Source organism: Protofrankia sp. Cas8 (genome assembly GCF_963555845.1).
Classification (GTDB): domain Bacteria; phylum Actinomycetota; class Actinomycetes; order Frankiales; family Frankiaceae; genus Protofrankia.
Window position 1 is genome coordinate 1 of the sequence record NZ_CAUVXI010000159.1, and the last position, 11,694, is coordinate 11,694.

Annotated in this window: 11 protein-coding genes; 1 reads left to right on the forward strand and 10 read right to left on the reverse strand. The window is 62.9% G+C overall.

What is annotated here, in order from left to right:
- Nucleotides 1-374 precede the first annotated feature (374 nt).
- The 6 genes from U9977_RS19610 to U9977_RS19635 form a co-directional block, all read right to left on the reverse strand.
- On the reverse strand, nt 375-1,712 hold the full coding sequence (locus tag U9977_RS19610; protein WP_322750742.1) for a glycosyltransferase family 2 protein: 1,338 nt from the start codon (nt 1,710-1,712) through the stop codon (nt 375-377).
- 69 nt (nt 1,713-1,781) lie between these two features.
- Nucleotides 1,782-3,251, reverse strand: coding sequence for an ArnT family glycosyltransferase (locus U9977_RS19615; RefSeq protein ID WP_322750743.1), 1,470 nt, complete (start codon nt 3,249-3,251; stop codon nt 1,782-1,784).
- Nucleotides 3,252-3,346: 95 nt separating this feature from the next.
- Nucleotides 3,347-4,630 carry a glycosyltransferase family 2 protein gene (locus U9977_RS19620; protein ID WP_322750744.1) on the reverse strand — a complete coding sequence of 428 codons (1,284 nt, stop codon included), beginning with the start codon at nt 4,628-4,630 and terminating at the stop codon, nt 3,347-3,349.
- Between the two features lie 266 nt (nt 4,631-4,896).
- Nucleotides 4,897-5,424: an SCO family protein gene (locus tag U9977_RS19625; RefSeq protein ID WP_322750745.1), complete on the reverse strand. Its 528-nt coding sequence runs from the start codon at nt 5,422-5,424 to the stop codon at nt 4,897-4,899.
- 878 nt (nt 5,425-6,302) lie between these two features.
- Entirely contained in the window at nt 6,303-6,701 is a 399-nt protein-coding gene (locus U9977_RS19630; RefSeq protein WP_322750746.1) for a type II toxin-antitoxin system VapC family toxin, read from the reverse strand.
- Entirely contained in the window at nt 6,686-6,943 is a 258-nt protein-coding gene (locus U9977_RS19635; RefSeq protein WP_322750747.1) for a type II toxin-antitoxin system prevent-host-death family antitoxin, read from the reverse strand. The genes U9977_RS19630 and U9977_RS19635 overlap by 16 nt, the downstream gene beginning before the upstream one ends.
- Before the next feature lie 145 nt (nt 6,944-7,088).
- Here U9977_RS19635 and U9977_RS19640 point away from each other — a divergent pair, with 145 nt between their 5' ends.
- On the forward strand, nt 7,089-7,550 hold the full coding sequence (locus U9977_RS19640; RefSeq protein ID WP_322750748.1) for a polyketide cyclase: 462 nt from the start codon (nt 7,089-7,091) through the stop codon (nt 7,548-7,550).
- A 195-nt stretch (nt 7,551-7,745) separates the two neighbouring features.
- On the opposite strand, the gene U9977_RS19645 is transcribed toward U9977_RS19640, so the two are convergent.
- The 4 genes from U9977_RS19645 to U9977_RS19660 all read right to left on the reverse strand — a co-directional run bounded on the left by U9977_RS19645 (nt 7,746) and on the right by U9977_RS19660 (nt 11,654).
- A complete protein-coding gene (locus U9977_RS19645; protein ID WP_416210701.1) occupies nt 7,746-8,729 on the reverse strand; it encodes a metal ABC transporter substrate-binding protein in 984 nt (327 codons plus the stop codon).
- Nucleotides 8,730-8,904: 175 nt separating this feature from the next.
- Nucleotides 8,905-9,825 carry an SPFH domain-containing protein gene (locus U9977_RS19650; RefSeq protein WP_322750749.1) on the reverse strand — a complete coding sequence of 307 codons (921 nt, stop codon included), beginning with the start codon at nt 9,823-9,825 and terminating at the stop codon, nt 8,905-8,907.
- A 69-nt stretch (nt 9,826-9,894) separates the two neighbouring features.
- Nucleotides 9,895-10,335, reverse strand: coding sequence for an NfeD family protein (locus tag U9977_RS19655; protein ID WP_322750750.1), 441 nt, complete (start codon nt 10,333-10,335; stop codon nt 9,895-9,897).
- Between the two features lie 119 nt (nt 10,336-10,454).
- On the reverse strand, nt 10,455-11,654 hold the full coding sequence (locus tag U9977_RS19660; RefSeq protein ID WP_322750751.1) for an ABC transporter substrate-binding protein: 1,200 nt from the start codon (nt 11,652-11,654) through the stop codon (nt 10,455-10,457).
- Nucleotides 11,655-11,694 lie beyond the last annotated feature (40 nt).

The following is an 11,694-nucleotide window of genomic DNA, read 5'->3' on the forward strand; positions in this document are numbered from 1 at the left end:
TCCAGGGATCCGTTCTGCAACATATTGGTCGCATCGGCCAGCGCTGCCTGAGACGACGTCAACGCCGGCGCCAGGAGGGCCACGAACATGACCATCAGGGCGAGCATCCCAAACGGCCTGACAGTTTGTCCGCCCCACCTGCGCCGCCACCGGCGACAGCCGCCGGCATCCTTAGCACTCGTCATTGAGGACCACCTTCTCCAGAATTTCTCTGTCGACGTCTCCAAAAGCAGCGGAGCTGCATCCGTTCCGATACACACCGAAAATTACGGTGCCGTTCCCCGCCAACTGAAACGAGTTGGCGACGACCGCAGGATGATCTCCGTTGGCCGCCTTCCGAGGACTCATGCCGAATGCTCGACAAGCACGAGGACTCATGCCGAATGCTCGACAAGCACATTGTCGACCGCTTCGGGCTCGACCACCGTCGTCGTGTCCGGTCGACGCGCCGGAGAGTTTTCAGCCCGATTCCTGTATACCAACCGGTCAATGAGTAGGAACCGCAGCGCGAACGCGACGACCAGGGTCAGGAGAGTTCCGGTGCCGGCACCGAGCCCCCACTTCTCCACAAAGAAGGCGAGCAGCGGCAACCGGAAGACCAGATCGCAGCTGTTGAGCAACATGAATGGGGCCATCCGGCGCCGCCAGGAGCCTTTTCGATCATGCCAGACAAGCAACTCGCAGCCAATAAAATTCCACACGTTTGCGATTTGCGTGGCCACGACGGCGGCAATGATGTAGTGCAACCCGGCGGCGGCGAGAACCGCGGTGGTGAGAATGTTCGGTATCAGACCCGTGGCTCCGACCAGCGCAAAGCGCGCCGCTCGCGGGACCCTGAGCCAGAACAGATGCCGGATAAAACGCAGCCCCTCGAATACAGAGGCGTTGGACTCACCCGCATGCCGTTCCGCAAAGGAGTACGGGACTTCCGCCACGGTGACCTTATCCGTACGAACGAGAAGCTCAAGCAGTATCTTGTAACCGCTGGGCTGAAGCTGGTCGAGGCGGAGCGCGTCGACCCGGACCAGAAAGAATCCGCTCATCACGTCGGTTACGCCCCGCAACCGACGGGGAAAAGCCAGCCGGGAAACGAGGTTGGCACCGGATGACACGAACCTACGCACACCGCTGGCCAGCCCCGCCGCGTCCCCGTCCCCGCGGTACCGGCTGGCGATGACCATGTCCGCCTGCTTGACAACCGCGGCGTCATACAACGTCTGCAGTGCCTCCGGCGGATGCTGGAGATCACCGTCCATCACGACCGCATAAGGAGAACGCGACAGGCGGAATCCGTCAACGACGGCACCACCGAGCCCTCCCCAGCGCAGGTCGGGTGAACGGTGGTACAGCCGCACCGTCACGTTGAAACCCTGCCTGACCGCCTCGATTGTCTGTGGGGTGCGGTCGGTGGAGTCGTCCACGAAGAGAACTTCGGCGTCCATACCCTCGAGCGCCGCGTCGACCCGGTTCAGGAGCGCGACGACGTTGGCGGCTTCGTTTCTCGTCGGCACGATCACCGTCAACTGTGGCCGTACTTTGGATTCCACCGCCGAACGTGGCCCGGCAGGTCCAGCAAGCACAGACTGCTGCGCAACCGGACCAGGCTCCAGCTCCCGCCGCGCGGCTGGAACGGCGCCGGCAACGATTCCAGCCGCCGGGACCAACGATTTCATTCTCCGGCTCACGCTACCCCCAGTTCCGGTTGTTCTCATACCGAGCTGGAAGGCATATTTCGACTACCCACCATCCGTTCGGCGCCACTGTCCGGTTACGCTGCCAAGTCATTTGAGCACCTTTCGGATCTCAACAGCGGTCGGGCCGGTACCGAAACGCGCGACTACCTGCGAGTGTTCGACCGCAGTGGCCATAATCGTCAGCCCGAGTGTAGAGATGTCCTGCCGCATGAATGGCGTGAGGACGACGTAGTCCAGGTCCTGCCAGCCTCCCGGTAGCTCGTCCTTTGCCGCAGTATCAAGATCTATTTTGTAATACCAGATCGTGCGCCAAGGCGAGGAGAAACCTGCGTGGTAGACGTCCTGCCACATCGTGTTATCCACGACTATCCGGCTGTCCCTTGGAATTGTGGGGCTCCGCAGATAGGCCACCGCGGCGGCATGCTCAACATTGTTGGACGCGGTGAAGGCTCGGGAGATCCCCGGCTGCCAGGCGAGTCCGAGCACCAGAATGCCAGCGGTCAGCGCCACGACCAGGCCGCCCTCACCGAACCACCGCACGGGCCTGGCGAAACGGTGGGCGAGCGACCAGGCCTGGTCGGCCATCCCGCCCACGCACAGTGCAAGAAAGGGCAACGCCACGATGATGAACATCTGTGGCAGATAACCCTTTCGCAACAGGGTGAACCCCAGCAGCACCACCACCAGCCCGATCGGCCGCAGCCGGCGGACGAGGAGCGCGAGGACGGCGGCGAGCGCGCCCAGAATGAGCAACCACTTGTCGAGGTGCAGCCAGCCGGACACCGTGGCGTGGGCTGACGCGGACGGATCGAACACCGAGCCCGAACCCGCCCGATCCATGAACTGGAAACTCATCGCGGCCTGCAGCGACACATGGATCGGGCCGGCGAACAGCTCACCTTTGAGGATGGCCATCAGCGGATAGACCAGACAGATGAGAATGAAACCCAACCAGAATCCCACGGAGGCGAAGGCCCTGGTCTTCTCAAAACTGGACTGCCAGCCTGCGAGCGCCACGGCCGGCAGAAGTATCGCGGTGGTCTCCTTGGTCAGCACAGTACCTGCCAGCAGGACCCCGGCCAGCACGTAGTGCCAGAGATGCCGGCGGGGAGTGCTGGCGAAGTAGAAGGCCGCGATGAGCCACGGAATCGCGAGGTTGTCCAGATAGACCTGGCGGAGGAATGTCACGGAGATTGGCGAGCAGATAAACAGGAGCACAGCAAGGACGGCGAAGGGCCGACGTATCCGCAGCCGACGCGCCAGCAGGTAGAGCAGCACGACGGCCACGTCTGCATAGAGAACCATAATGGCACGCCCGGCCGCAACGGTCAGCGGACCCCCATGGAAAATTGGGATCCAGGACAATGCGGCCAGTTGTATCCAGCCGAACGGCGGGTGGTCATACCAGTAGGTGTACGGTGACAGCGAGCCGTGTGCCCGCACCCATTCAGCCTGCGAGAGGTACGTTCCCTCGTCGTCCTGGACGGTCGGGTAACCGTGGAGGTTGACGAGTAAGGCGATAGTCATGATCGTGATGAGCGCGGCGATGATGGTCATGTCCGACCAACTCCACCGGGGCCGGATCGCCGCTGCCACAGGTGTTCGGACGGCGGTCACGACCGGTTGTGGTAATACTGCGGTCGTGGACACGTTCAGATCCTCCTGACTGCGTCGTCGGCGATTGCGGGTGTGCTCAGGTGGGCGCCGACGTGAGCTGTCTTCTCCCACTCGAAGTTTCCGGCGAAGAAACGGAAGGCCGATCGGACGGCCGCCCACGAGAGAACCAACTGGTAGGCAGGCGTGAAGAACACGAGGCGGGCGTAGTCACGTATCCGGATGCGAAAGTCGTAGTCCTGCCCGAACGCCCGGAGAGCGACGACCTCGAACCCGAGCATGCCAACCGTCGGGAGGGTCGGTAGAAACGATATCAGTGTAATGACCATGGAAAAGTCGCCGATGACGGCAGTCAGCAGAGCCACCGGGAGCACCAGCCCCGAGAACGCCTGGCTCATGGGCTGCAGGAGGGTGAATCGGGCCAGGTTTCGCGCCCGGCGCGTCGGCAGCCTTCGCCAGTCGCCCTTGTAGAGCACCTGGATGAAGCCGAGATTCCAGCGGGTCCGTTGCTTCACCAGGGCGTATATCGAGTCTGGCGTCTCCTCCCGGGTGACCAGACGGGGGTCGAAGGCAACACTGATCTTGCGGCCGAGTGCGGACAGGCGAACGCCGAGGTCGCAGTCCTCAGCGAGGCAGTCGCCGTCCCATCCGTTTACTTCGTTGAGGAGTGCCCTACGGACGAAGACGGTATTTCCACCGAGCGGGATGAACTGCTTCTGGGCATGCATGTGCAGCCGCGAGCGAAACCAGAAGTAGTACTCCAGGCAGTTACGGAGCGAGTACCAGCTGGATTGAAAATTGATGAGTTGGACCGCGCCCTGAACGACATCGGCATCATTCGCCTGGAAGACTTCATCAACATGGACGAGCAGTTCGGCGGCCGCCAGGGACTCCGCGTCGAAGACTCCTACAATGTCTCCGGTACAGTCGGCCAAGGCGGTGTTCAGCTGGCGTGGTTTGTTCTTGACCTCCGAGTCGTTGATTGAGATCTTCAGGCCCGGATAGGTACCTGCGATCTTCTGGGCCACCGCCACGGTCGAGGGATCATCGTGGCCGACGGCCAGAACGATCTCTACTCGTGGGTGTGTCTGATCAACGAGACGAGCGATTGTCGCTCGAAGGACCGACTCGTTCTCGTGGCGGGCGGGAACGATGATCGAAAAACTGTGGGCGGGTTCGCGGATGGCCGGCAGGTAGAAGGTTTGCTGGTAGGTCTCGGGCGTGCGCCACGCGTAGAGCATCCACCACAGATTGGCGCCGGACGTCGCGAACAGCGTGAGAGCGATGACAACGATTGCTGCCGAGACAAGGGCAGACAGCAAGATCGTTCCTTTCACATTGCGGGCATCAACTACAACCCGTGATCGGGTGGTGAGCTACCGGACTTCGTGGTGGATGGTTCGACTGCGAGGTGTTAGCAGATAGAAGATCCCGGACCAGTTCCCAGTTCAGGCCGGCCCGCGGCGACTTCCGCCACGGGTGTGTTCACAGGCCACTTGTGCAAGCGTTCCTCGTGCTTCGGAGCTCCTCCGCAACAGACCACACGTACATGTTCGGCGAACGTGAGGTATGTACGAGGGGACGCCGACTACATTCGGTTTTCAAGCAGAAGGGGAATATCATGTGAATAGTTGGCGACGGTTGCGTTCGCGAGATATCCCACACGTGCTGTACCGTCCGGACTGAAGGCGGTCACCTGAGACACGTGCTCCACCGTCCAGCTCCCGTCAGGTGCCTGCTCAGGGCGGATGGTCGGGAGCCCGAGAGCAGTGGCGTAGCCTGCGATGTCCGTCCAATTCCCGGTGAGACCGATGAAGGAGGCATCGAACTGGTTGAGCCATTGGCGGATGATCTGGGGTGAGTCACGGTCAGGATCTGTCGTGACGAAGACCAAAGTGGTCCTTGCTCGAACGGCCGGAGTCTGTTGGTTGAGAGCCGCGGCGATATCGGCTACCGTTGTCGGACAGACGTCCGGACAGTGGGTGTAGCCGAAGAACACGAACGTCAGCCTGCCCGCGGTTTCCGACCGCACATCGAATGGAGATCCGTTCGTGTCGATGAGGTGAGTGGTCGGCGCGACGACCGCAGGAGTCAGCGGACGGCCCGCGAGGGACACGGTTGCGCGTGCCTGCGGCCCGGCCGTGGCTGTTGATCCAGATGATGACCCGCATGCCGAAGCAGCCAGAACCATTGCAGCGCCGGCGATCGCGACGTTCACGCGACGCATGGATACGCGGTCACGCCGCCACGAGCCGACCTTGTCGCCATGTAGCCAACCCCCAAGAACGGCCACTTCCAGGTCATCCCCCCACGCGCTCCCCACTCCATCGGTCGACGAATCGGCTCCTGGTTACGTACTGTCGATCGATGTAGTACGTTCTGCAAATGCGTTCCATGTGACCTACCGGAGTCCGGCCCCCACCGGTCGCCGAAAGATCTTCACGCCAAACCCAAGTTGAATGGTGCATGTCGTGACGTCCCCCCGGAAAAAGCGGTCCGCGGCCGATGCTAGCAGGAGCCACGGCCTTTGTCTCTGGACAGCTAAATCAACGCATCCACTGCCGCTCGACCCGGGCGACGCCGTTTGAGCGGCAAAGAAACAGCGTTTCGTGGGCCACCCAGGTCGACCCGCAGTCGCGTTCGACGGTTCTTGCCAGCGGATTCTGCCGGATCATGACCACATCCGAGGAAGATCCTGCGTGGCCACGCGGTAGACATTCACCAGGATGTAGCCAGGTGATTGCAGTAAATCGCCGTGTTGATGAATTAGTGGCTGACGATCGAGATTCTCATGTGGAAGTTGCCGACTGCAGGACGGATTGATGACCAAGGGTAATGAGTGATGGGCTCGAGCCTGGCACGCCTACAGCCGCATCGAACATCTATTTATCATTACTCTGGGAGTAGCTTCGATTACCTTTAGCCACCCACTACACCTTTGCCACGCTCGTTGAGACCTCGGTCACTTCGCTCCGGCCGCGAAGCGATGGACGCCTACGGTTCCAGCGCGAGAACATCTGGAAGATCAGCAAAGCGTGCCTTGGAATCATGACTGATAATGATCCGTCCAGTCTCGGCCGCATGGGCCGCGATGATCAGATCGTGGGCGCCGCGATGGCGTCCGATCCGCCGCGAGGCCGCAATGAGGCGCGCATGATAAACGGCCGTGCTCTCTGTGTAGTCGAGTACGTCCAGCACGGACGTCATGGCGGACAACGATCGTGAACGATCGGCGGCTCTGACTACGGTGTCGGCGAGCTCGATCCCGACGCGGTATTCAGCGATCGACACGGCCGCGACTGCGAGTTCGTCATCGTCCAGGGCGGACCGATCAATAGCTCCTCTTTCGTAGGCAATCAGGATGTTGGTGTCGAGGATCAGGCGGCGGCCCATGGGTCACCCTCGTCCGCCCTCAGGTAACCGACCGCCGCCGCGACGCTCTGCTCGAAGGCGTCGTCCGGCGGCCTGATGCCGACGAGCGCAGCTCGAAGATCAGCGCCAGTCTTTCGACGCGCCGGCCCAATCTCCGCAACAGGATGATTACCACGTGTAATAATGATGGTTTCACCGGCCTCGATCGCGTCAAGCAGGTCCGAGAACCTCCGAGACGCCTCGGTCGCCGTGATGGTTCGCATGGTCTCCATGCTATCTGAAAATCAGATGCTTCTGTCGCCCCGTACGCGCCGGGCGGTCTCGTCGAGCCGCCGGAGGCACCTGTGGCCTGCGCCGAGGCGATTGCGCCCTCGCCGGAGCCCACCCGGGCGTGTCAAGATAGGCGATATGGCGACAGAGCGGTTCGAAGTGCAGCGGGAGATCGCGGCGGCGGCAGCGAAGATCTTCGCACTGCTGTGCGACCCCAACGGGCATGTGGCAATCGACAGCTCCGGGATGCTCCAGTCCGCGGACGGCGACCATGTGCGGCAGGTGGGCGACGAGTTCGTCGTGCACATGGATCGAGAGTCGCTCAATGACTACCCGATAGGCAAGTACGACGTCACGGTGATCATCACCCGGTTCGAGCAGGACGCCCTCATCGAGTGGACCGTCTCCGGGGTGGTTGAGCCTCCGATCAGACACCTCTATGGGTATCGGCTCGAGGCCGGCGCGACCGGGACCCTGGTGACGTCATACTACGATTGGAGCCAGATCGGGGAGCAGTACCGCGACACGGGCATCCTCCCAGTCATCCCCGAAGCCGCCCTGCGCGCGACCCTCGGCATCCTTGCGAGGACCGTGAAGTAGAGATGTCTCGGCCTTTGCGGCGGGTTTCGAGCGCCCCGCCCAGCCAGGGTGACGACGAGTTGTCAGGCGGTGGGCTGGCGCACCGCCTGCGGGTCGAACGCCCGCACCAGCAGCTCCTCACGCAACGCCAGCAGCACCACCGACGCCCCCCACGACAGCCACTGCGGTCTGGATGAGCTGCGTGGATCTGTGCCCTCACATCAGCGCCCCGACGATCGTTTTAGTGTTGTGCTCTTCCATCTGCAGGTACGTCGCGCCGGCCGAGCCCTGCGGGCCGAGCGTGTCACCGTAGAGGGCATCCTCCCCCGCCACTATCTTCACGCCAGCTTCCCGGCCGATCGTCTCGGCCGTGTTCGGCGGCAGCGACGACTCAGAGAAAATCGCTTTGGCGCCGGTCTTCTTGATCTCGCTGACGAGATTGTCGGCATCCCGGCCGGACAGTTCCGCTGACGTGTCGAAACCTGGAATGATCGACCCGACAAAGGTCAGCTGATACCGGTCGACGTAATAGCCGAAGGCGTCGTGGTTGGTCACGAGTTTGCGGTTTGCGGGAGGCAGCGAGTTGATCTGCCGTGCGATGTCCGCGTCGAGTGCGTCGAGTTTGATGGTGTATGCGGCCAGGTTCTCCTCATAGGTGTCCGCCCCGAAAGGATCCCTGGCGGTGAACCCAGCCTGAATGTTGGCAGCCATGATCTTGACGTTCAGCGGATTGTGCCAGATGTGAGGATCAAGTCCGCTAAAGCCTTCGTCTACGCCGTTGTCACCACGAATCTTCACGCCCGCGCTGGCCTCCACCCGGGTGCCCTTGAAATTCGCGGACGAAATCGCGCTGTTGAGCCACTTCTCCAGACCCACACCGTTGGCCACGAGAACGTTCGCCTCGCCGATCGCCTTGACATCCGCCGGCGACGGTTCGTAGTCGTGTGGGTCGACACTGGGCTTGAGGATCTGGGTCACCTGCACCCGGTCGCCGCCGATGACGCGAGCGAAATCGGCGACCTGGGTGGTGGTCGCAACCACCTTGAGCTTTCCGGCCGCCGTGGCCGTCGGCGTCGCGGTCGCCGGCCCGGCACCGCCACCGCCCGGACCACAGGTGGCGAGCAGCGCAACACCGACTGCGAGGCCGAGCACACCGGAGGCGAGACGAGCCCGTGTCACACGCAAGGGAAACTTCAACATGAAGGCGACGATAGCCGTAATGGAAACGGTTCCCGACAGGGAAACGGTCGCGCCAGGGGAAACAGTGCGATCACGAGCAAAGACGGTGCTAGCCGCCATGCCCACCACGGCCAAGCACAACCCGGCCGGCGTTGCTTCCGCTTGAGATGACGGCTACGACCAGTCAGGCGCTGCTCTAAGCACCGTCTTCCACCTCGGACTTGCCAGTACCGTCGGACTGGCTGGGGCTGTCGACCAACCCGCTGAACGCGCCGAGCCCCCCGAACGCCCTCGTCAGGTCGCTGGGAATGATCCAGACCTTGTTCGCGTCACCCGCCGCCAGGCGCGGCAGGGTCTGCAGGTACTGATAAGCAAGGAGCTTGCGGTCCGCGTTGCCCTCATGGATCGCCTGGAACACCGTGGCAATGGCCTGGGCCTCACCCTGGGCAGAAAGAATCTTCGCTTCCCGCTCGCCCTGGGCTCGCAGGATCGCAGCCTGTTTTGCACCCTCGGCCCGCAGAATCTCGCTCTGCTTGACGCCCTCGGCAGACAGAATTGCCGCCCGTCGGTCCCGCTCGGCACGCATCTGCTTTTCCATCGAGTCCTGGATCGACGGTGGCGGCTCAATTGCCTTGATTTCCACCCGGTTCACCCGGATGCCCCACTTACCGGTCGCCTCGTCGAGGACACCCCGCAATCGGGTGTTGATCTCATCGCGGGACGTCAGCGTCTGCTCCAGGTTAAGGCTGCCAATCACGTTACGCAATGTGGTGACCGTGAGCTGCTCGATCGCGCGGATCACATCAGCGATCTCGTAGGTGGCCGCCCGCGGGTCGGTGACCTGGAAAAAGATGACGGTGTCAATGCTGACGACAAGGTTATCCTCGGTGATTACCGGTTGCGGCGGAAACGTTACCACCTGTTCTCGCAGGTCAACGCGTTCCCTGATCCGGTCCACCGCGGGGATGACGATGGCGAGGCCTGGGCCGAGGGTCCGGTGGTAGCGGCCAAGGCGCTCGACCACGACCGCGCGGGCCTGCGGTACCACCCGGACGGCTCGGGCGAGGAACACGACCAGTACGATCACGACCACAGCGGCCACGATCAGCCCGGCCATCAGAACGGCCCCGCTGTCATGCCTGAGTACCTCACGGCATCCTCATCGCATCAGCGCCTCCGGTCGTCACTACGTCCACAATTCGGCGGGGTGGACGACTGCGGTCGCGCCGTCGATGCGCAGCACGCGGACGCTGGTGCCCGGTTCGAGTGTCTGGCCGGCCATCGTCACGCGTGCCGACCACACCTCACCGCCGATCTTGACCCGACCGTCAGCGCCGTCGACGGACTCCAGAACGACGCCGACCTTACCGATCAGCGCATCTATACCCGTCGCGACAGCGGGCGACTGGGTCAGGTGGCGGCGCGCGACGGGCCGCAGCCCGAGCAGCAGCGCGACGGAGGTAGCGGCGAACGCCGCGAGCTGGGCGAGAGGACCGCCCCCGACGCCCGCCACGATCGCTGCGACGAGCGCCGCGATCGCCGTCATCCCGAGGATCAGGGCCAGCGTCAGCATCTCACCGACCCCGAGGACTCCGGCGATCACCAACCACCAGAGCCACGCTGACATGCCATCATCGTAGGCACTGTGGGACCTGCTGTGAACACGAAAACGTCGCGACGGAGGTCCGGTCTCACTGGGTACGTCGAACCGACCGGGCCACTGTGCGTGGCCCGGCCAGCGACGTGTCAGGACGGGTTGAGAACGTTGACCGTCTTGCCGTCGAAGAGGGGGACGCGCTTGCCGTCCTTGACCTCCGAGAACTGCACATCGGTCGAGAAGATCCGGTTGTCCGGCGAAATGAGCGGAACAGGCTTCGCAAAGTTGACCTTGGCGAGCGGCGGGTAGTCGATATCACCAGCCGTATTGAGTGCCTGAGCCAGGTTCTCGCCGTCGATCGTGGTCAGCTTGGCGGCGAGCTCGGCTACCAGGTGGGTGGCCCCCCATATGACCAGACCCTCGTCGGTCAGCTCCTTCTCGGCCGTACCGTAGGCGACGGACTCGTCATGGAACTTCTTCACCGCGGCGACGGTGGTATCGGTCACCGCCGGGTTCTGGGCGACGAGGACCATGCCGGTGGCAGCCGCGCCCAGTCGGTCGATTCGCTGCTGGCTGACCTGTCCCGATCCATAGGCCACGGTCGCGTTGTTGCCGGCCTGACGCATCGCCTGCGTCAGTCGCTCAAAGGAGGCACCACCGAGCACGGCCTCGACGCAGTCGGCGCTACTGATGTTGGCTGCGTAGGTCGTGAAGTCGGTGGCGGTCGGCGGGATGAAGACGCTCTTGGGAGCCGGCAGGTTGTACGGCTTGAGACCGACGTCGAACAGCGAGGCCGAGTTGCGGCCGGCCGCGATGTCGACAACAGCGACCCCCGGGGTCTTCTTACCGAGCTTGCCGCAGGCGGTTCCACCACCGGCAACCTCGATGACACCGGAGAGGAACGGGTACGAGTACGGGCTCTTCAGCTCGCTTGCGCTGTTCGGGGTCGCACCGACTACCGGGATCTTCGCCTTCTCCAGGATCGGCATGTAGCGGTCACCGTTCGGGGAGACTCCGGTTGCGAACAGGTATTTTCCGCTGACCGCCTGGGTCGCGCAGTCGGCGGCCTTGTTCGGATCGAACTGATCGTCACAGATGGTGACTTCAAAGGGTCGCCCCTTGACGCCACCCGCCTTGTTGATCGCGGCCACGGCCGCCTTCGCCGCGGGCGGGATGTCGGTGAACGCCTCCGACGGCCCGGACAGCGGGACGATGACCATCAGCTTGATCGGTTCGCCGGTCGGCTGACTGCCCGTGGCGGTAACGACTGCCTTGGGCGTGTCTCCGGTCGAGCTGCTCCCACATGCAACCAGCGTGAGTGCGAGCACACCCGCCAAGCCCATGGTCATTGATAACTTTGTGCGCACAGTATATCTCCCCCTTGTAACA

Excerpts from the sequence above, each read along its gene's own strand:
- U9977_RS19610 (WP_322750742.1), bottom strand. The coding sequence starts at position 1,712 with ATGAGAACAACCGGAACTGGGGGTAGCGTGAGCCGGAGAATGAAATCG.
- U9977_RS19640 (WP_322750748.1), top strand. The coding sequence starts at position 7,089 with ATGGCGACAGAGCGGTTCGAAGTGCAGCGGGAGATCGCGGCGGCGGCA.
- U9977_RS19635 (WP_322750747.1), bottom strand. The coding sequence starts at position 6,943 with ATGCGAACCATCACGGCGACCGAGGCGTCTCGGAGGTTCTCGGACCTG.
- U9977_RS19660 (WP_322750751.1), bottom strand. The coding sequence starts at position 11,654 with ATGACCATGGGCTTGGCGGGTGTGCTCGCACTCACGCTGGTTGCATGT.
- U9977_RS19655 (WP_322750750.1), bottom strand. The coding sequence starts at position 10,335 with ATGTCAGCGTGGCTCTGGTGGTTGGTGATCGCCGGAGTCCTCGGGGTC.
- U9977_RS19645 (WP_416210701.1), bottom strand. The coding sequence starts at position 8,729 with ATGTTGAAGTTTCCCTTGCGTGTGACACGGGCTCGTCTCGCCTCCGGT.
- U9977_RS19630 (WP_322750746.1), bottom strand. The coding sequence starts at position 6,701 with ATGGGCCGCCGCCTGATCCTCGACACCAACATCCTGATTGCCTACGAA.
- U9977_RS19615 (WP_322750743.1), bottom strand. The coding sequence starts at position 3,251 with ATGACCATCATCGCCGCGCTCATCACGATCATGACTATCGCCTTACTC.
- U9977_RS19650 (WP_322750749.1), bottom strand. The coding sequence starts at position 9,825 with ATGGCCGGGCTGATCGTGGCCGCTGTGGTCGTGATCGTACTGGTCGTG.